This window comes from Mycolicibacterium neworleansense (assembly GCF_001245615.1).
GTDB classification, from domain to species: Bacteria; Actinomycetota; Actinomycetes; order Mycobacteriales; family Mycobacteriaceae; genus Mycobacterium; species Mycobacterium neworleansense.
The window spans coordinates 1,239,937-1,259,006 of record NZ_CWKH01000002.1 but is presented as its reverse complement, the minus strand read 5'-3'; the positions used below and the strand labels follow the sequence as shown (position 1 = coordinate 1,259,006).

At 67.5% G+C, this 19,070-nt stretch carries 22 protein-coding genes; 14 read left to right on the top strand and 8 right to left on the bottom strand.

The features are described 5' to 3' along the window. Positions 1 to 32: 32 nt before the first annotated feature. Positions 33 to 548 carry a peptide-methionine (S)-S-oxide reductase MsrA gene (gene msrA / locus BN2156_RS21685; RefSeq protein WP_090516964.1) on the top strand — a complete coding sequence of 172 codons (516 nt, stop codon included), beginning with the start codon at positions 33 to 35 and terminating at the stop codon, positions 546 to 548. Positions 549 to 552: 4 nt separating this feature from the next. Here the strand turns inward: msrA and BN2156_RS21680 are convergent, their stop codons facing one another. Beyond that, positions 553 to 1,911: a cytochrome P450 gene (locus BN2156_RS21680; protein ID WP_090516963.1), complete on the bottom strand. Its 1,359-nt coding sequence runs from the start codon at positions 1,909 to 1,911 to the stop codon at positions 553 to 555. A gap of 92 nt (positions 1,912 to 2,003) precedes the next feature. Here BN2156_RS21680 and BN2156_RS21675 point away from each other — a divergent pair, with 92 nt between their 5' ends. Further along, on the top strand, positions 2,004 to 2,621 hold the full coding sequence (locus tag BN2156_RS21675; protein WP_090516962.1) for a TetR/AcrR family transcriptional regulator: 618 nt from the start codon (positions 2,004 to 2,006) through the stop codon (positions 2,619 to 2,621). Here BN2156_RS21675 and BN2156_RS21670 read toward each other — a convergent pair. Next, a complete protein-coding gene (locus BN2156_RS21670) occupies positions 2,598 to 3,167 on the bottom strand; it encodes a TetR/AcrR family transcriptional regulator (RefSeq protein WP_090516961.1) in 570 nt (189 codons plus the stop codon). The two genes, BN2156_RS21675 and BN2156_RS21670, sit on opposite strands and share 24 nt — an antisense overlap. A gap of 54 nt (positions 3,168 to 3,221) precedes the next feature. Here BN2156_RS21670 and BN2156_RS21665 point away from each other — a divergent pair, with 54 nt between their 5' ends. Next, positions 3,222 to 3,893 carry a class I SAM-dependent methyltransferase gene (locus BN2156_RS21665; RefSeq protein ID WP_090516960.1) on the top strand — a complete coding sequence of 224 codons (672 nt, stop codon included), beginning with the start codon at positions 3,222 to 3,224 and terminating at the stop codon, positions 3,891 to 3,893. Here BN2156_RS21665 and BN2156_RS21660 read toward each other — a convergent pair. The 5 genes from BN2156_RS21660 to BN2156_RS21640 all read right to left on the bottom strand — a co-directional run bounded on the left by BN2156_RS21660 (position 3,890) and on the right by BN2156_RS21640 (position 8,057). Further along, on the bottom strand, positions 3,890 to 4,969 hold the full coding sequence (locus BN2156_RS21660) for an MMP endo-(1,4)-3-O-methyl-alpha-D-mannosidase (RefSeq protein ID WP_210436688.1): 1,080 nt from the start codon (positions 4,967 to 4,969) through the stop codon (positions 3,890 to 3,892). The two genes, BN2156_RS21665 and BN2156_RS21660, sit on opposite strands and share 4 nt — an antisense overlap. A 9-nt stretch (positions 4,970 to 4,978) precedes the next feature. Continuing rightward, positions 4,979 to 5,701 carry a class I SAM-dependent methyltransferase gene (locus BN2156_RS21655; RefSeq protein ID WP_090516959.1) on the bottom strand — a complete coding sequence of 241 codons (723 nt, stop codon included), beginning with the start codon at positions 5,699 to 5,701 and terminating at the stop codon, positions 4,979 to 4,981. Continuing rightward, complete coding sequence (locus BN2156_RS21650; RefSeq protein ID WP_090516958.1) at positions 5,695 to 6,939, bottom strand: MMP alpha-(1->4)-mannosyltransferase; 1,245 nt, start codon at positions 6,937 to 6,939, stop codon at positions 5,695 to 5,697. The genes BN2156_RS21655 and BN2156_RS21650 overlap by 7 nt, the downstream gene beginning before the upstream one ends. Before the next feature lie 130 nt (positions 6,940 to 7,069). Further along, positions 7,070 to 7,525 (bottom strand): PPOX class F420-dependent oxidoreductase, encoded by a 456-nt coding sequence (locus tag BN2156_RS21645; protein ID WP_090516957.1) that lies wholly within the window; start codon positions 7,523 to 7,525, stop codon positions 7,070 to 7,072. Continuing rightward, complete coding sequence (locus tag BN2156_RS21640) at positions 7,500 to 8,057, bottom strand: cysteine peptidase family C39 domain-containing protein (RefSeq protein ID WP_090516956.1); 558 nt, start codon at positions 8,055 to 8,057, stop codon at positions 7,500 to 7,502. The genes BN2156_RS21645 and BN2156_RS21640 overlap by 26 nt, the downstream gene beginning before the upstream one ends. Positions 8,058 to 8,198: 141 nt before the next feature. Between BN2156_RS21640 and BN2156_RS21635 the strand changes: the two genes are divergently transcribed. The 7 genes from BN2156_RS21635 (at position 8,199) to BN2156_RS21605 (ending at position 13,677) form a co-directional block, all read left to right on the top strand. Continuing rightward, on the top strand, positions 8,199 to 8,462 hold the full coding sequence (locus BN2156_RS21635) for a hypothetical protein (protein ID WP_090517556.1): 264 nt from the start codon (positions 8,199 to 8,201) through the stop codon (positions 8,460 to 8,462). Between the two features lie 35 nt (positions 8,463 to 8,497). Then, positions 8,498 to 9,292 carry a DUF427 domain-containing protein gene (locus tag BN2156_RS21630; protein ID WP_090516955.1) on the top strand — a complete coding sequence of 265 codons (795 nt, stop codon included), beginning with the start codon at positions 8,498 to 8,500 and terminating at the stop codon, positions 9,290 to 9,292. Positions 9,293 to 9,368: 76 nt separating this feature from the next. After that, a complete protein-coding gene (locus BN2156_RS21625) occupies positions 9,369 to 11,198 on the top strand; it encodes a hypothetical protein (RefSeq protein WP_162839241.1) in 1,830 nt (609 codons plus the stop codon). After that, positions 11,195 to 11,377 carry a hypothetical protein gene (locus BN2156_RS21620; protein ID WP_090516953.1) on the top strand — a complete coding sequence of 61 codons (183 nt, stop codon included), beginning with the start codon at positions 11,195 to 11,197 and terminating at the stop codon, positions 11,375 to 11,377. Before BN2156_RS21625 ends, BN2156_RS21620 begins: the two co-directional genes overlap by 4 nt. After that, the gene (locus BN2156_RS21615; protein WP_090516952.1) at positions 11,374 to 11,814 is read left to right on the top strand and encodes a hypothetical protein; all 441 of its coding nucleotides are present in this window, start codon (positions 11,374 to 11,376) and stop codon (positions 11,812 to 11,814) included. The genes BN2156_RS21620 and BN2156_RS21615 overlap by 4 nt, the downstream gene beginning before the upstream one ends. Beyond that, positions 11,811 to 13,097 (top strand): hypothetical protein, encoded by a 1,287-nt coding sequence (locus tag BN2156_RS21610; RefSeq protein ID WP_090516951.1) that lies wholly within the window; start codon positions 11,811 to 11,813, stop codon positions 13,095 to 13,097. Before BN2156_RS21615 ends, BN2156_RS21610 begins: the two co-directional genes overlap by 4 nt. 16 nt (positions 13,098 to 13,113) lie before the next feature. Next, positions 13,114 to 13,677 carry an isochorismatase family protein gene (locus BN2156_RS21605; RefSeq protein ID WP_090517555.1) on the top strand — a complete coding sequence of 188 codons (564 nt, stop codon included), beginning with the start codon at positions 13,114 to 13,116 and terminating at the stop codon, positions 13,675 to 13,677. Here BN2156_RS21605 and BN2156_RS21600 read toward each other — a convergent pair. After that, positions 13,670 to 14,485: an enoyl-CoA hydratase/isomerase family protein gene (locus tag BN2156_RS21600; RefSeq protein WP_090516950.1), complete on the bottom strand. Its 816-nt coding sequence runs from the start codon at positions 14,483 to 14,485 to the stop codon at positions 13,670 to 13,672. The genes BN2156_RS21605 and BN2156_RS21600 overlap by 8 nt on opposite strands. 71 nt (positions 14,486 to 14,556) lie before the next feature. On the opposite strand from BN2156_RS21600, the gene glgX reads away from it, so the two are divergent. From glgX to BN2156_RS21580, 4 genes are all read left to right on the top strand, one after another. Further along, positions 14,557 to 16,674, top strand: coding sequence for a glycogen debranching protein GlgX (gene glgX, locus BN2156_RS21595; protein WP_090517554.1), 2,118 nt, complete (start codon positions 14,557 to 14,559; stop codon positions 16,672 to 16,674). Positions 16,675 to 16,962: 288 nt separating this feature from the next. Beyond that, complete coding sequence (locus BN2156_RS21590) at positions 16,963 to 17,424, top strand: MarR family winged helix-turn-helix transcriptional regulator (RefSeq protein WP_090516949.1); 462 nt, start codon at positions 16,963 to 16,965, stop codon at positions 17,422 to 17,424. Further along, entirely contained in the window at positions 17,421 to 18,254 is an 834-nt protein-coding gene (locus BN2156_RS21585) for an ATP-binding cassette domain-containing protein (protein WP_090516948.1), read from the top strand. Before BN2156_RS21590 ends, BN2156_RS21585 begins: the two co-directional genes overlap by 4 nt. Positions 18,255 to 18,297: 43 nt before the next feature. After that, complete coding sequence (locus tag BN2156_RS21580) at positions 18,298 to 19,050, top strand: ABC transporter permease (protein WP_162490942.1); 753 nt, start codon at positions 18,298 to 18,300, stop codon at positions 19,048 to 19,050. Positions 19,051 to 19,070: the final 20 nt, after the last annotated feature.

Sequence of the window (19,070 nt, the reverse complement as noted above, 5' to 3'; positions counted from 1 at the left end):
CACCACGGTAATCACGGAGCACAATGGGGCACATGGGTAACTATTCGACAGCGATCCTGGCGGGCGGCTGCTTCTGGGGCATGCAGGACCTCATCCGTAAGCAACCCGGCGTGATCTCGACCCGGGTCGGTTACACCGGCGGTCGCAACGATCATCCGACATACCGGAACCATCCGGGCCACGCGGAGGCCGTCGAGATCGTCTACGACCCGGCACAGACCGACTTCCGCGCGCTGCTGGAGTTCTTCTTCCAGATCCACGATCCGTCCACCAAGGACCGGCAAGGCAACGACGTCGGCACCAGCTACCGGTCGGCGATCTTCTATCTCGATGACGAGCAGAAGCGCGTCGCCCTGGACACCATCGCCGATGTGGACGCGTCGGGGCTGTGGCCGGGCAAGGTCGTGACGGAGGTGACGCCGGCGACCGATTTCTGGGAGGCCGAGCCTGAGCACCAGGACTATCTGGTGCATTACCCGAACGGCTACACCTGCCATTTCCCGCGGCCGGGCTGGAAGCTGCCCAAGCGGCAGACCGCCAACCAGTAGCGGCTCAGGCCCCCAGCGGCGTGGCGCGGCGGTGTACGACGATGCGCCCGCCCGCCGCGGGGGTGTAGGCCACGCCGCGGGAGTGCACCTTCTCCCCCGGCGCGGTGGTGGTCTGGATCACGAAGTGCCGCAACACGGTTCGCAGCACCACGTCCATCTCCACGTTGGCGAACACCGCTCCGACACAGCGCCGGGTGCCACCGCCGTACGGCAACCAGCCCAGACCGGGCCTGCTGCCGACAAAACGCTGCGGATCGAACCGACCCGGATCGGCGAATTCCTTCTGCGCCTCCTGGATCTGCGAGATCGCCACGATGACCGAGTGCCCGCGCGGAATCTCCCACTCCCCCAACCGGATTGACGGTGCATACACGTGGCGGCCGGCGAAGTCGATCACGGTGCGGTTTCGCTGCACCTCCAGGATCGTGGCCTGACGGTATTCGTTGGCGTCCGTGGCGGCCTCGGCCTCCAGTTCGGCCAGCACCCGCGGATGACGGCTGATCCGCTCGAATGCCCACCCCAGGGTCGACGCCGTCGTCTCGTGCCCGGCGGCCAGCAGGGTGAGCAGCTCATCGCCGATGTCCTTGCGGGACATGGCCGATCCGTCCTCGTAGGTGCTGCGCAACAGCAGCGCCAGGATGTCGTCGCGCTGATCGAGTTCAGGGTCGGCTTCGACCTTGTCGATGAGGCGGTTGATCACGGCGTCGTACTGCTCGCGGTACCGGGCCAACCGGCCCCACGGACTGAACCGGCCGTAGGTTCGGCTCGGGGTGGGCACCACCACGAGCCGGGAGCCCAGGGTGACCCAGGGCGGGATGATGCGGCGCAGCTCGTCGAGTTGTTCACCGTCGGCGCCGAACACCGCGCGCAGAATCACGTTGAGCGTGATCCGCATCATCGGCTCGAGGGTCTCGAACTCTTGGCCCTGCGGCCAGTTCGCCATTTCCCGCAGGGTCTCCTCTTCGAAGATCCGCTCGTAGTTCCTGATGCTCTTGCCGTGGAACGGCGGGGTGAGCAGTTTGCGACGGCGTCGGTGGTCGGTGCCGTCGAGGGCGAACACCGAGCCGGACCCGAGGATGCGGCTCAGGTTGGGCTGGATGTTGCCCACGTCGTCGGTGTTGGCAGCGAAGAGCTGCTTGGCCAGCTGCGCATCGGCGACGATCACGGTGGGGCCGAAGATCGGAAGTCTGAGGCTGAAGACGTCCCCCTGGCGGCGGGAGATCTGTTTGACCACCCAGCGCCTGGCCAGGGCGAAGCCGAGGGCCTGCAACGGCTTCGGAACCCGCGCCGGTGGCGGGGTACGGCCCGGTGCGACGTCTTCAACGGTGTCGGTGGCCTTCTCAGCTGCTGCCAGCTCGGTCATACCATCTCCAGCCAGGTCCTGGTACCGCACGGTACCAACGGTTGTGAGGTACGGTACTCTGAGGTACCAGGTAGCGCAAGGGGGTGGGACGGATGACTACGCTGAGCGCTGCCGATTCCCCCACCGACACCTACCGGCTACGCCTGCTCGACGGCCTCGCCGCGGCCATCGCCGACAAGGGCTATCGCGAGACAACGGTTGCCGACATCGTCCGGCACGCCCGTACGTCCAAGCGGACCTTCTACGACCAGTTCGGCACCAAAGAGGACGGTTTCCTCGAACTGCTGCGCGCCAACAATGCCGCCCTCGTCGACGGCATCCAGGCCGCCGTCGACCCGGAGGCGCCCTGGCGCGACCAGATCGGACAAGCCGTGGGCGCCTACGTCGATCACATCGCGTCCGCCCCGGCCATCACGTTGAGCTGGATCCGTGAACTGCCCGCGCTGGGCAGCCGGGCCCGCCCGCTGCAGCGTGCAGCCCTGCGGGATCTGACCGACCTGTTGATCGAACTCAGTGGCAGCGCGGGCTTTCAACGCGCGGCCCTGCCCCGGCTCTCCGAGCCGATGGCGATCATCTTGCTCGGCGGACTCCGAGAACTGACCGCGTTGATCGTCGAGGACGGCCGTGACATCCACGAGATCTACGGACCCGCGGTGGCCGCGTCGACGGCGATCATGACCGCGAATTCAGTTGAACAACAACCGCGCTGACTTCTCCAGCCGGCTCGAGATGCCGGCATAGTTCTCGTATCCCATGCCCGCCCACACCAGGGTGCCGGTGTAGAGCAATTCCAGCGCCTCGATCACATCGAGGTCCACATCGGGCCCGAGCGCCGCCACCAGACGGCCGCGGATGTCGGCGCCGATGCGCTGTCGCAGCGCGTCCACATCGGGGTCTTTACCGAGCAGCGCGTTGGTCACCGCCCCGGCGAACTCCGGTTCGCCCGCCAGCAGTGACGCGATGTGCTGCAAGACCTCGACCACCCGGGTGGCCGGGTCGGCGGATTCGTGCGCGGCCGGCGGCGCGGCGGAAAGTCGGCGCCAGAACACCTCGGCCACGAGGTGTTCTTTCGACGAGAAATAGGTGTAGGCCGTCGCGGCCCCGACGCCGGCCTCGGCGGCCACCCGGCGCACGGTCAGTCCGGCGAATCCGTCTCGGCTGATCAGCTGCAATGCGGCATTGCCCAGTCGTTCCACGGTGTCGGCCTGCCGGGCACTCAGGCGGCGGCGCGTCGACTCCAGGGCCGCATCAGACACGTGTCCGGACGCTACTACAACAGCGGGTGGCCAGCAACGGTAGGTTGTGCATTCATGAGCACCGCTGACACCGCCCTGCCGCCCCGCGCCGAGCGCCTGTTCGCCCTTGCCGAGCAGGTCACCGGCTTCATGCCGGCCGACGAGGGCCGGGCCCTCTACGACGCCGGGGTGCGCTACCTGGGCGGCGGGGTCGGGGTCGAGATCGGCACCTACTGCGGCAAGTCGACGGTGATGCTGGGCGCGGCCGCGCAGGAGACGGACTCGGTGCTGTACACCGTCGACCATCACCACGGTTCAGAGGAACATCAGGCCGGCTGGGAGTACCACGACACCACGATGGTCGATCCGGTGACCGGGCTGTTCGACACGCTGCCCACGATGCGGCACACCCTCGATGCCGCCGGCCTGGACGAGCATGTGGTGGCCGTGGTCGGCCGTTCACCCGTGGTGGCCCGGGGATGGCGAATGCCGTTGCGGCTGTTGTTCATCGACGGGGGGCACACCGAGGAGGCCGCACAGCGGGACTTCGACGGGTGGGCGCGCTGGGTCGAGGTGGGCGGCGCGCTGGTCATCCACGACGTGTTCCCCGACCCCAACGACGGCGGCCAGGCCCCGTTCCACATCTACCAGCGTGCGCTGGCGACGGGCGCCTTCGCCGAAGTCGCCGTGATGGGTTCGATGCGGGTGCTGGAGCGGACCTCGGGCGAACCGGGGCAGCTGGACTAGCGGTCCCCGGCCTTCCCACCGACGCACTCACAGTCGTACTCACCCTCCAGGCCGCGCGGCAGTCCGACACCCCGGAAGATGCCGCTGGCCGCGGTGGTCTGCGACAGGGCGTCGGCAGCCAAGACCATGGCCGCGCCGGTCCAGGTGGTGCGTTCCTCGGGCCAGCGCTTGCCGTCGGCGAAAACCAGCCCGGTCCAATAGGATCCGTCGTCCTCGCGCAGGTGCTGCATGGCGGTGAACTGCTCGTGGGCCCGCCGGGAATCACCGATCGCGTCCAGGGCCATCACCAGCTCGCAGGTCTCCGCGCCGGTGACCCAGGGCCGGTGGTCGACGCACCGGATGCCCAGTCCGGGCACCACGAAGTCGTCCCACCGGTCGTCGATCCGCGCCCGGGCCGCGGTTCCGCGCAGGGCACCGCCGAGCACCGGGTAGTACCACTCCATCGCGTGGGTGTCCTTGGCGGAGAACGCCTCTGGATGCGCGGCGATGGCGTGGCCGAGCCGCCCGACGGCGACCTCCCATTCCGGCTGGGGATCGTCGAGGTAGTCGGCGAGCGCCAAGCCACACCGGATGCTGTGGTACACGCTGGCGCAGCCGGTCAGCAGCGCTTCCTCGACCGGGCCCGCCGGGCTTGCGGCCCAGTAGATCTCACCGCCGGAGGCCTGCAGGCCCAGCACAAAGTCGAGAGCACGGGTCACCACGGGCCACATCGATTCGGCGAAGGCCCGGTCTCCGGTGATCAGCACGTGGTGCCAGACGCCGGTGGCGACGTAGGCGCAGAAGTTGCTGTCGCTGTTGGCGTCCTCGATGACACCGTTGCGCAGCTGGATGGGCCAGGAGCCGTCGGGGCGCTGCACGGTGCGGCACCAGTCGAATGCCGCGCGGGCGGGCTCGATCAGTCCGGCCACGGTCAGGGCCATGGCGTTCTCGACGTGATCCCACGGGTCGGTGTGGCCGCCGTCGAACCACGGCAGGGCGCCGGAGGATTCCTGGGTCGCGGCGATCGAACGCGCCGTCTGCAGGCAGTCGTCTGGTGTCAAAACTCCGGGCACACCGGGGATCTCAGGCACAAGCACAGCTGCGGCCTACCCGTTGGATTCTGGCTTGTGAAAGTAGAGGGCGACGCTCTTGCCGATCACCGGGTTCAGCAGCGACTCGGCCGTGCGGGTCAGCCAGGGCCGGCCCATCATGTCCCACACCAGCAACTGGTGATATGCCTTGACTGCGAAGTGGTCGTTCTTCTCGGTGCCGACAAGACATTTGAGCCACCAGTACGGCGAGTGCAGCGCGTGCTCGTGGTGCGTGTGGGTGAGAGTGAGACCGTGCGCAAGCACCTTGTCGCGCAGTTCGTCGGCCTTGTAGATGCGGATGTGTCCGCCCTCGTTGGCGTGGTAGGAGTCCGACAGCAGCCAGCACACCTTCTCGGGGAGCCAGCGCGGGACGGTGATGGCCAGCGAGCCACCGGGTTTGAGGACGCGCACCAGTTCGGCGATGGCCCGCTCGTCCTGCGGGACGTGCTCCAGGATCTCCGAGGCAATCACGCAGTCGAAGCTGCCGTCGGCATACGGCAGGTCGAGCGCATCGCCCTTGACGGCCTCGCCCTTGGCCGACAGCGGAACCTCGCCCTCTTCCCGCATGGCCTGCAGCATGGTGTCGACATCGTTGAGGTCGGACACGCTCTGGTCGAAGCCGATCACATCCGCCCCGCGCCGGTAGGCCTCGAAGGTGTGCCGGCCCGCGCCACAGCCGACGTCGATCACCGTGGTGCCCGGGCCGACACCGAGGCGGTCGAAATCGACGGTCAGCATGACGTCACCTTCCCGGCCCGCTCGCGGGCCATCTCGTACACCGATACCGTTTGCGCGGCAACCGATTCCCAACTGAAGACATCGAGGGCGCGCTGGCGTCCGGCGGCGCCGAGCTTGCGTCGTTCCGACGGCGAGTCGAGCAGTTCGCCCAGTACCGCGGTCAGCTCGTCGACGTCGGCCGGGCGCACCAACCGGGCGCAGGAACCGTCGTCTCCGACCACCTCGGGCAGGGCGCCCGCACGGCTGGCCACGATCGGGGTGCCACTGGCCATGGCCTCCACGGCGGGCAGCGAGAAGCCTTCGTACAGGGACGGGATGCAGGCCACCTCGGCGGAGGCCAGCAGCGCGGCGAGCTCCTCATCGCTCAACCCGCTGGAGCTGTGCACGATGTCGGAAATGCCGAGCTCGGCAATGAGTTTCTCGGTCGGACCGTTCGGTTCGAGCTTCGACACCAGCTGCACGTCGAGGTCGCGTGCGACCCGCAACCGCGCCACCGCATGCAGCAGATTGCTGACGCCTTTGAGCGGGACATCGGCACTGGCGATCGCGATGATGCGTCCGCTCACCCGGTGATCGCTCGGCTTGAACAGTTCGGTGTCCACGCCCAGCGGCACGATGTGCAGCTGCCCCGGCGTCACGCCGAAGTCCTCGGCGATGTCGGCGGCCGAGGACGACGACACGGTGAGCAGCTCGGGGATCTTGCGGGCCACCTTCTTCTGCATCTCGGCGAACCCGTACCAGCGCCGGACCAGCGGCTTGCGCCACCACTTGGCGGCGGCGATCTCGACGACCCGGTCGCGGGTGATCGGGTGGTGCACGGTGGCCACGACCGGCAGGCCGCTCTCGGCGATCTTCAGCAGCGCCGAGCCCAGGCTCTGGTTGTCGTGAACCACGTCGAACTCGTCGCGGCGGTCGGCCAGGATCCGGGCCACACGCATGGTGAACGTCCTGGGCTCGGGGAACCCTGCGCTCCACATGGTGGCCAGCTCGAGCGCATCGATGCGGTCGCGGATCTCGCTGGGCCTGGGCACGCGGAACGGGTCCGGCTCACGGTAAAGGTCCAGGCTCGGGACCTTGGTCAGCTTCACCCGGGGGTCAAGGCCCTCGGGGTAGGGCTGGCCGGAGAACACCTCGACGTCATGGCCGAGTTCGGCGAGCCCGCGGCTCAGATAGCGCACGTAGACGCCCTGGCCACCGCAATGAGTCTTGCTCCGATAGGACAGCAACGCGATACGCATAATCAGATCACCCGACGGCCGGAAGCATGCTGAGCTGGGAATACACGCTCACGCGTCGACTCCGAACCCTCTGGACATGTGTCCAGACTATAGTTTGACCTGCTAGTCAACGCAACGCGTCGGCCGGCGTCTACGCCGGAGGAAAGCCCCCGGTGGCTACCGGACCCCATCGGGTCGGCGTGATCCGGATCAGGCACTTGCCCTGGTCCACCATCGCCTGCCGGTATTCATCCCAGTCCGGGTGTTCACCGGCGACCGCGCGGAAGTAATCGACGAGCGGTTCCACCGCGTCGGGCAGGCCGATCACCTCGGCGTCCCCGTCGACCTGTACGTAGGGCCCGTCGAATTCCTCGGACAACACCGTCACGCTGGCCCGGGGAGTGCGGCGCAGGTTGGCCGCCTTGGCGCGCTGCGGATAGCTCGCGATCACGATGCGGCCGTGCTGGTCCACCCCACCGGTCACCGGCGAGGCCTGCAGCGAGCCGTCGGCACGGAACGTGGTCAGCACCATGTGGTGCCGGGGGCGCACGAAGTCCAGAAGTTCGTCGATCCCTACGGTGTCAGCGGTCGCATACTTTCGGGCCATGGTTCGACGGTAGGACAAAGGCGAAGGGCCGTGGGAAACCCAGGCCGGTCAGCCGCGCGCCGCGCACTGCCTCGATCTCGACGGGCAGCACCTTGCCCGACGACGGTTCGTAGCACTCCACGACATCTTGGTCTGCGCCGATCAGCAGCACCCAGTGCCGCGGGATACCGCGCTCGCCGATCAACATCGCCACCGGCCAGCCCGCGGCGACGGCGCCGCGCACCTCCGTCAGCGAATCACGGGCGCCGCGGAAACGTCGCCACCGGTACGTCACCCCGCGTTTGGCGCTGTGTTCGGTCAGCGCGCGGGCCATCCCGGCGGGTGTGGTTCCGAGTTGGCGCGGCCAAATCCGGTTGACGGCAGCGTGAATTCGGCCTTGTTCCGCGGCGAACCAGGTCTCGCCGTCGGCGGTCAGCAACTCCGCGCGATACGTGTGATCCAGGATCGCGCCGGCCACCACGGCGACCGTCGGACCACAGGTGATCCCGTCGCGCTGCCGTAGCCGTAGGGCCGCCAGTTTCGCTGGCTTCACACAGATCCGGTCATTGCATCGATCAATTTCTGCCATCGGAACTAAAGCTTCTGAGCTGCCGGTTCTTACCGGTACATGGCAGCGTAAGCGACTATCGGAAGTAAGGACACTCCAGTGCGAAACACCATCGGAAACTCTCGGATCGTCTCCGCGGCGCTGGGCGTTGCGGTGGCGGCCATCGTCGGTTCGGCGGGGGTGGCCTCGGCCGCACCCAACGGGCCCAGCAACGCCGAGCAGACCATCAGACAGCTTCAGTCCCAGGGCTATACGGTGATCGTCAACCGCCTCGGCTCATCACCTCTGGAGCAGGCTTCGGTCGTCGCGGTACGGCCCGGGCCGAACTTCAGCCGCACCGACACGCTCAGTGCCGTCACCACGCGCACGGTCTACGTCGACGTCAAGTAGCAGACAGCCACCGCGTCGGAGTCGATAATGACCTGATGGCGGTGAAAATGGCTGATCTGCTGGGCAGCAACCTGGGCGCCCTGCGATATCAGCCCACTGCCAAACGAATTCGGGTCTGCCTGGGCGGTGAGCCGGTGGCCGATACCGGTGCGGCGGTTCTGATCTGGGAGCCGCGCCGGGTGGTTCCGACATACGCGGTGCCGCGCTCGGCGCTGACGGCACAACTCGTTCCGGCGGGCGGGGATGTGGGCGACGACGAGATCCCCGGATTTCTCGACCCGTCGGTGCCGTTCACCGCGCACACCTGTCCGGGCACCGCGTTCGACGTCATCGCCGGTGATGAGACCGGTGCCGCCGCGGCGTTTCAGCCCGACGATGCGGAGCTGGCCGACTATCTGATCCTGGACTTCGCGACCTTCGAATGGCGCGAGGAGGACGAGCCGATCGTCGCGCATCCGCATGATCCGTTCCACCGGATCGACATCCTGCGCAGCCGGCGGCGTATCCGCATCGAACTCGACGGCCGGGTGCTGGCCGAATCCTGCAGTCCCATGCTGTTATTCGAGACCGGGCTGCCCACCCGCCACTACCTTCCCCGCGAAGACGTGACTGCCGAGTTCGTCGTCAGCAACACCGTCACGTACTGCGCGTACAAGGGCCGGGCCACCTACTATTCGCTGGCCGGTGGGCCCGCCGACCTGGCCTGGTCGTACCACGAGCCCTTGATCGACGCGGTGCGGGTGCGTGACCACATCTGCTTCTTCGACGAGCGGGTCGACGTATTCGTCGACGGGGAGCGCATGGATCGTCCCGTGACGCCGTGGAGCTGACGGAAGGTCTGTTTGGAGGCGTCTGCTTCTGGCAACATCAGACAGCGACACCACAGTCAGTTGACCGGAGGTCATGATGGGCTCATCCGATGTCACACTCACCGCGGCTGCCGGAACCGAAGGCGGTGGTGCCGCACTCGATCAGGTGATCGGCATGTCGGTCGTCGCCCTGGTGGTCACGGTCGCACTCCTGTGGATCGGTTATCTGCACCGCAACCGGCGCATCACCTGGCTGAACAACTTCGCCGAATGGCTGGGCCGCAAATTCCATCGGCCACCATGGGTGGCGTTGCAGGTATTCCTGTTCACCGCGACCATCATCTGCGCGCTCTTCGGTTTCATCTGGGACGTCAGCCTGCACATCGGCAAGGGGCGCGACGCCGGACCGCTGGCCAACCCGGCGCACTACTTCATCCTGATCGGGCTGTTCCTGCTTTTCATCGCCGGCTCGATGGCGATCGTGCTGCCCTACGACAAGCCCGGCCCGGCTGCCATCCGCATCACCCGCACCTGGTACGCCCCGGTGGGCGGTGTGCTGATGGCGCTGTGCGGGCTGTACGCCCTGATCGGCTTTCCCCTCGACGACATCTGGCACCGCATCTTCGGTCAGGATGTGACCCTCTGGGGCCCAACCCATTTGATGCTCATCGGTGGCGCGGGGCTGTCGCTGATCGCCGTGCTGTTACTGGAGCATGAGGGCAGGGTCGCGATGGGCCCCGAAGGCATGGCCGAGGACAGCAAGTTCAACAAATTCCTGTACTTCCTGTCGTTCGGCGGCCTGTTCATCGGGCTGTCGGTGTTCCAGATCGAATACGACTTCGGTGTCGAGCAGTTCCGCCTGGTGCTGCAGCCGATGATGATCGCGGGTGCGGCCGCCCTGGCGGCGGTCGCGGCTCGATTGGTGCTGGGCCCGGGAGCGGCGTTGATCGCCGCCGGGTTCGCGATAGCTCTGCGCGGGGCTGTGGCCTTCGTCGTCGGCCCGGTGTTCGGTGCCCCGACGAGCTGGTTCGCGCTCTATCTCGGTCCGGCACTGGTGGTCGAGCTGCTCGCCCTTACCCCGCTTGTCAAGCGGCCCATCCTCTTTGGTGCGGTGGCCGGTCTGGGCGTGGCGACCGTCGGGCTGTGGCTCGAATCGTTGTGGATCGGCGCGGTGTATCGCTACCCGTGGCCGATGAGCATGTGGGGCGAGGCGCTGGCCATGGCAATCCCGGTGGCCGTCGCGATGGGCCTGTGCGGCGCGCTGCTGGCGCTGGTGCTCACCGGTCAGCCACTGCCCCGGCCCGCGGTGGGGATCTCCATCGTGGTGGCGACCGTGCTGGTGATCGGCGGCGCCGTGGCCAACGGGCTGCGCACCGAGGTTCCGCAAAATGCCAGTGCCACCATCACTTTGACGGATCTACCGGCCGACAACGGGCACCGCATGGCCTCGGCCGATGTCCAGATCACCCCGGCCGGCCTGATCGGCGACGACCCGGAGTGGGTGTCGATCCTGGCGTGGCAAGGCGGTCTGGCCAACCATCGCGGCCTGATCATCGACCGGTTGGAGAAGGTGGGCCCCGGCCACTACCGCTCGACGCAGCCCATCCCGGTGTCCGGTAGTTGGAAGACCCTGCTGCGTGTGCAGGACGGCACCACGATGGCCGGTGTGCCGATCTTCCTGCCGGCCGATCCGGGTATCGGGGCCGCCGAGACGCCGGCGCTCTCCTCGAGCACCCGTGAGTTCGTGCAGGAGATCACGATCCTGCAGCGCGAGCGCAACCTCGATCACCCGACCTGGCTGTACAACGTGGCGTCGCTGGTGGTCCTGGTGTGCACGTTGATCCTGATCGCCGGACTGACCTGGGGCGCGGGGCGGATCAATGCCAGAGAGCTGGCCGCGGGCCGTGAACCCGCCGAGCTCACATGATCCTCGCCGACCACACGTTGCTGCTGGCGTTGCCGGCCTTCGCCCCGGCGGTCGTCGTGGTGGGTGTCGTCGTCTATGTCGCCATGCGGGACCGCCGCCGTGGGGACGACGGCGGCGAGCCCCAGGACGACGTTCGAGATGAAGGTGCGGACCTCTCAGGCGAAGATGGTTCACCGTGATCAACCTCAGAAGCAGTGTCATCGTCCTGGCGTCCGCCCTCGCCCTGGTGACGGCCGGTTGCGGCCGTTCCGGCGAATCTCAGAAGACCGACGGCGCAGCCGGTTCGGCCACGCCCTCGGCGACCACGGTCAACCCCTCGGACATGACCAACCAGCAGCAGGCACCGACCCGGCTGCGGATCGACGTCACCATCAAGGGCGGCGAGGTCACCCCGACCAATCAGCGGCTGCAGGGCAAGGTCGGCGAGCCGATCGTGGTGCGCGTCAACAGCGACGCCGCCGACGAGTTGCACGTGCACTCCAACCCCGAGCACAGCTTCAAGATCGAGCCGCGTAACGGCCAGCAGTTCCAGTTCACCGTCGACGTGCCCGGCACCGTCGACATCGAGCTGCACCAGCTGAACCGCACGATCGCCAGCGTGCAAGTGCAGCAGTGACGTCCGGGTCGACCGCGGTACTGGCCCATGGTCTGGGCGGTTCGACCGATCTTCCCATCCCCTACACCTATGCGCTGATCGGCGCGGCGTGGACGCTGACGTTCACCTTCGCGGTGGTGGCGCTGGCCTGGCGGCGGCCCCGGTTCGATCCGGACAAGCCGGGCCTGCCGCTGCCGCCCTGGGCGACGGCGACCATCGACTCCGCCGTGACGCGCTGGGGCGTGGGCCTGCTCTCGCTCGCGTTCACCGGGTGGGTGGCCTACACCGCGATCACCCGGCCCGCGGATGCCAATCCGCTGCCGGGTGTCTTCTATGTGCTGCTGTGGGTGGGGCTGGTCGCGGCCTCCGTGCTGTTCGGCCCGGTGTGGCGGCTGATCTCCCCCGTCCGCGCGCTGCACCGGTTCCTACCCGTACCGCCGCTTCGGCGCTACCCCGAACGTCTCGGCTACTGGCCGGCCGTCGCGGGATTGTTCGCGTTCGTATGGCTCGAGCTGGCCAGCCCGGACCCGGGATCGGTTGCGGCCATTGGAAACTGGCTGCTGGTCTACCTCGTGGTGACGCTCGCCGGGGCGGTGTGCTGCGGGCCGCGGTGGCTGGAGAGCGCCGATCCGTTCGAGGTGTACAGCACCACGGTGTCGAAGCTGTCCCCGTTGCGCCGCCATGACGGCCGGTTCGTGCTCGGGAACCCGTTCGACCACCTGCCGTCGGTGCCGGTGCGGCCGGGGCTCGTCGCGGTGCTGGCGGTGCTGCTGGGCTCCACGGCATTCGACAGCTTTTCGGCGATGCCCCAGTGGCGCAATTTCGTCGACGCGCACTCGGGTTCGCCCTTGGGCGCCAGCCTGATCCGTACCGCGGGCCTACTGGTCTTCGCCGGCACGGTGGCGCTCACGTTCTGGGCCGCCACCCGCACCACCGGCGGCGTCGATCGCCGGCTGCGACGCGAGTTGCCCGGGCTGATGGCGCATTCCCTCATCCCGATCGTCATCGGCTACGTGTTCGCGCACTACTTGTCGTATCTGGTGGAGCGCGGCCAGCAGACGCTGATCCTGCTGTTCGGGCTCCAGGACGTCCAGGTCAGCTACGTCCTGTCGGCCCACCCCACACTTCTGGCCACTCTCAAGGTCGGATTAGTGCTGGCCGGCCACGTCGCCGGGGTGATCGCGGCACACGACCGAGCCCTGCGCCTGCTGCCGAAGCAGCATCAGCTCACCGGCCAGCTGGCGACCATGCTGGTGATGGTCGGTTACACCTTCACCGGGCTGTACCTGCTGTTCGGCGGGTAGCGTCGGAACCATGCAGATGTCCAGGCCGACTCGGGCACTCATCGTGGTCGACGTGCAGAACGATTTCTGTGAGGGGGGCTCACTGGCGGTCGCGGGCGGTGCGGCGGTGGCGCGGGGCGTGACGGCCCTGCTGGCCTCCGGCCACGGATACGACCATGTGGTGGCCACCAAGGATTTCCATATCGATCCGGGCGATCATTTCTCCGACACCCCCGACTACCGGACCTCGTGGCCGCGGCACTGCGTGGCCGATACGCCGGGTGCGGCGTTCCATCCCGATTTCGATCCGGCCGCGGTCGAGGCGGTCTTCAAAAAGGGCCATCATTCGGCGGCCTACAGCGGGTTCGAGGGCATCGACGACTCCGGGACGACGCTGGAAGACTGGCTGCGCCGCCGGGGTGTCGAAGCGGTGGACGTGGTGGGCATCGCCACCGACTACTGCGTCGCCGCCACCGCCGCCGACGCGGTCAGGGCCGGGCTGCGCACCCGGGTGCTGACCGACCTGACCGCCGGCGTCGCGGCCGAGAGTTCCACCGCGGCGTTGGCCGAATTGCGTTCCGCCGGGGCGGAAATCAGCTAGTCGGGTCGACCGGCCGGCCGGTCCAGCGGGGGTCGCGGCGCTCGACGTAGGCACGTACGCCTTCACGCGCGTCGTCGTGCGCCATCAGGCGCAGATGGATCTCGGTTTCCCGGGCGCCGACGCCGGTCCGGTCGAGGTCGTAGGAATCCCACAGCAACCGCTTGCTGGCGGCAACCGACATCGGCGCGGTGTTGACCGCGATGTCGTGGGCGAGTTCCAGTGCGGCGGGCAACACCTGATCAGCCGGAAGCACCCGGCTGCCCAGGCCGAGCGCGACGGCACGATGCCCGTCGAATGTGGCGCCGGACAACAGGATCTCCGCGGCATTGGCCAAACCCACCAGCCGCGGCAGAACCCAGTGTGAGTAGGCGTCGCCTACCATGCCGCGCCGGGCCTGCACCACGCCGTAGCGCGCGTCCGCGGCGAAAAACCGGATGTCGCATTGCAATGCGAGGGTCAGGCCGATCCCGATGGCATGCCCGTTGACCGCGGCGATCACCGGCTTGGCCAGCGTCCACGCCGGCACGGCCAGCCCGGCGGCGCTGAACTCCTCGCCGGGCTCGGTGAACGTCTGATCCCCCGCGCCGAGGTCGGCCCCCGCGCAGAACGCGGGCGGGGCTCCGGTCAGCACGATCACCCGGATCGCGTCGGCGGCGTCGCAGCGCCGGTAGGCATCGGCCAGTTCCTCGCGCATCCCGCCGCCGAAGGCGTTGCGTTGCTGTGGACGGTCCAGCGCGATGATCGCGACGGACTTGTCGACGGTGACCCGCAGGGTCCGGTACTCCGGCAGATCAGGGCGAGTGGTCACAGCACGTAACGTACCGCCGGTCGTTCGCCCGGCCGCAGTCCCCCGAGCGCCGTAAGGTCGAATTTGTGACTTTGGAGACGTGGCGAGGCAAGGCCTATCCGCTCGGTGCGACCTACGACGGTTCGGGAACCAACTTCGCGTTGTTCAGCGAGGTCGCCGAGCGGGTCGAGTTGTGCCTGTTCGATCCCGACGAGTCCGGCGTGCTGCACGAGACGCGGGTGACACTGCCCGAGGTGGATGGATTCGTCTGGCACGGTTTCGTTCCCGGGATCGAGCCGGGCCAGCGCTACGGCTACCGGGTGCACGGCCCGTACGACCCGGCGTCCGGCCACCGGTGCAACCCCAACAAGCTGGTGCTGGACCCGTACGCCAAGGCGATCGAGGGTTCCTTCGATTGGGGCCAGCCGCTGTTCTCCTACAACTTCGACGATCCGGGCAGCCGCAACGACGACGATTCGGCGGCCAGCATGCCGAAGGCCGTGGTGATCAACCCGTATTTCGACTGGGGTGTCGATCACCCGCCCAGTCACGAGTACGCCGACACCGTCATCTACGAGGCCCACGTCAAGGGCCTCACCCAGACCCATCCCGACATCCCCGAGCAACTACGCGGAACCTACACCGCCGTGGCACACCCGGTGATCATCGAGCATCTGAAAGCCTTGGGGGTCAACGCCATCGAGCTGATGCCGGTGCATCACTTCGTGAACGACTCGACCCTGGTCGAGAAGGGCTTGTCGAACTACTGGGGTTACAACACGATCGGGTTCCTGGCACCCGATCCCCGCTACAGTTCGGCCGGCACCCCCGGGGGCCATGTCCAGGAATTCAAGGCCATGGTGCGTGACCTGCATGCCAACGACATCGAGGTGATCCTCGACGTCGTCTACAACCACACGGCCGAGGGCAACCACATGGGGCCGACGCTGTCGATGCGCGGGATCGACAATGCCGCCTACTACCGGCTGGTCGACGACGACAAGCAGTACTACATGGACTACACCGGTACCGGAAACAGTCTCAACGTCGGCCATCCCCACTCGCTGCAGCTGATCATGGACTCGTTGCGCTACTGGGTCACCGAGATGCATGTCGACGGGTTCCGCTTCGACCTGGCCGCCACCCTGGCCCGCGAGTTCTACGACGTGGATCGACTGAGCGCGTTTTTCGAACTCGTGCAACAGGATCCGATCGTCAGCCAGGTCAAGTTGATCGCCGAACCATGGGACGTCGGGCCGGGCGGCTACCAGGTGGGCAACTTTCCACCGCTGTGGACCGAGTGGAACGGCAAGTTCCGCGACACCGTGCGCGACTACTGGCGTGGTGAGCCGGCCACCCTCGACGAGTTCGCCTACCGGTTGACCGGTTCGGCCGATCTGTATGAGCAGACCGGCCGCCGCCCGTTCGCCTCGATCAACTTCGTTACCGCCCATGACGGTTTCACCCTCCGTGACCTGGTGTCCTACAACGAAAAACACAATGAGGCCAACGGCGAGGACAACCGCGACGGCGAGAGCAACAACAAGTCGTGGAACTGTGGCGCCGAAGGTCCGTCGGACGATCCGGCGGTCAATACGCTGCGCTCCCGCCAGCAGCGCAACTTCCTGGCCACGCTGCTGCTGTCCCAAGGTGTTCCGATGCTGTCGCACGGTGACGAGCTGGGCCGGACCCAGCAGGGGAACAACAACGTCTACTGCCAGGACAACGACATCTCCTGGATCGATTGGGCCACAGCCGATGTCGACCTGCTCGAGTTCACCCGCTCGGTTTCGGCGCTGCGTGCCGCGCATCCGGTGTTCCGGCGCCGCAGGTTCTTCGACGGCCGGCCGGTGCGCGAGGCGGGTTCGGAGGGAACACCGGACATCGCCTGGTTCGCGCCCGACGGCTCCGACATGACGGCCGAGGACTGGGAGACCGGATATGCCAAGTCGGTGGCGGTGTACCTGAACGGGCAAGGCATCGCCGATCCCGATGTCCGGGGCCAGCGCGTGGTGGACGACTCGTTCCTGCTGTGTTTCAACGCGCACGACGAGCCGATCGAGTTCGTTGTACCTCCGGCACAATTCGCGGCCCGATGGGCACCGGCGATCAACACGTCGGCAAACTCCACGCGCGACGCGGTAGCGGCCGGCGGCACGGTCAGCGTGGACGCGCGAGCCGTCCTGGTGCTGCAGTCCGAATCAGATTGAACGTCAATTCGAGAAGTTGCTCATCGGCCGGATGTCCGTGCCCTAACCAGGAAGTCTGGTACCTTGAGCATGTAGCAGCCGTGGTCGCCTAAGTAGACATTGAGCGCTTGTTCGATGTCACCGGCCGGGCGGGCTGGGGGGTACGAGCCGAAGAGCGGCGGCAACTACCCTGCGGCCACGGCTGCGGCCTCTCAGCGGCATCGCCGCGACACCCCGATCGATTCATTCAATGTTCACCGGACGCCGTCCGTGGGCAGATACCTCTGTTACAGAGGTATCGTGGCGTGCATGCCGGACCACCGCGATCTCATCAGCGAGTTGTTCAGCGTCGTCGGCCGCTTCCGCAGGCAACTGCGCCGGTCCACCGGCGGCGGATTCGATGCCACCGGATTGACGCAGTCACAGGGTGAACTGCTGCGCCTGGTCGGCCGCAGGCCCGACATCTCGGTGCGGGAATCGGCTGCCGAACTCAGTCTGGTGCCCAACACCGCATCCACGCTCGTGTCACGACTGGTCGCCGACGGACTGCTGAGCAGAACCGTCGACGACGCCGATCGGCGGGTGGTCCGGCTGCGGCTCACCCCGCCCGCGCAGGCGATCGCCGACGAGTCCCGGGCCGCTCGGCGGGCAGCGCTGGGGGCAGCGCTGGCACAGCTCGACGACAGCCAGATCACGGACCTGGCAAACGGATTGGACGTGATGACCGAACTGACCCGGCTGCTGCACGAAGCCGAACAGGGGGACGAATGATCCAGCAGACCCCGGCCGTCGACTGCCGGCACCTGACCCACCGCTACGGCTCGTTCACCGCGGTGGACGATCTGACCCTGCAGGTCCATCGCGGTGAGACCATGGGCCTGCTCGGCCCGAACGGAGCGGGCAAGACCACCGCGGTGCGGGTGTTGACCACTCTCACACCGGTACAGCAGGGGGAGGTACGGATCTTCGGCCTTGACGCCACCGGCCGCACCATGGACATCCGGCACAACATCGGCTATGTCCCGCAACAACTCTCGATCGAAGCCTCATTGACGGGCCGGCAGAACGTCGAATTGTTCGCGCGCCTGTACGACGTGCCGCGGGCCGAACGCCGAGAGCGGGTGGACCAGGCGCTGGAGTCGATGCAGCTGCTCGATGTCGCCGGCGCCGTGGCCGGCACCTACTCCGGGGGCATGGTGCGCCGCCTCGAGCTGGCCCAGGCACTGGTCAACCGCCCGCTGCTGTTGATCCTCGACGAGCCCACGGTCGGGCTGGATCCCATCGCCCGCGACAGCGTCTGGGCGCAGGTCGGCCGGATGCAGGCCGAGTTCGGCATGACGGTGCTGCTCACCACGCACTACATGGGCGAGGCCGACGCGCTGTGCGACCGGGTCGCCCTGATGCACCACGGGCGGTTGCAGGCGGTCGGGACACCGTCGGAATTGAAAGAGCGAGTGCTGAAGGCCACCGACGCCCAGGACGCCTCGCTGGAGGACGTCTTCCGCCACTACGCCGGGTCCGACCTGGCCGATGCCGGGCAGCGGCCCGGCGGCGTGCGTGAGGTGCGTGCGACCCGCAGGACGGCGCGCCGTGTCGGTTGATGCTCTGGTCCTGGCGCCGCGCGGGATGCGCCGGGTGCGCGCGATGGCCCGGCGCATGTCGGCCTTCGCCCTCGTCGAACTGCAGAAGCTGCGCCATGACCGCACCGAGTTGTTCACCCGCATGGTGCAGCCGGCGCTGTGGTTGTTGATCTTCGGCCAGACGTTCAGCCGGCTGCACCTCGTCGACACCGGAGATGTGCCCTACCTGGCGTTTCTGGCGCCGGGCATCATCGCCCAATCGGCCCTGTTCATCTCGATCTTCTACGGCATCCAGATCATCTGGGACCGCGATGCGGGCATCCTGGCCAAGCTCATGGTGACCCCGGCGCCGGCCTCGGCGCTGGTGGCGGGCAAGGCGTTCGCGGCCGGGGTGCGCTCGGTGGTTCAGGTGCTCGGGGTGGTGGCCCTGGCATACCTGATGGGGATCGCGATGACGACCAATCCGTTGCGCATCCTGGCCGCGATGGCCGTCGTGGCGCTGGGCGCGGCGTTCTTCGCCTGTCTTTCGATGACGCTGGCCGGGCTGGTGCGCAAGCGGGACCGGTTGATGGGCATCGGCCAGGCGATCACCATGCCGTTGTTCTTCGCGTCCAATGCGCTCTATCCCGTCGACATCATGCCGACCTGGCTGCGCTGGCTGTCCACCGTCAACCCGCTCAGCTACGAGGTCAACGCGTTGCGCGGGCTGCTGCTCGGCACCGGAACCAACTGGGCGCTGGACATCGGCGTGCTGGTCGCGGCCGCTGTGGTGGGCATCGCGGCGGCCTCGGCACTCCTGCGCCGGCTGGTGCGCTGACGACGGCGGACTTGCCGACC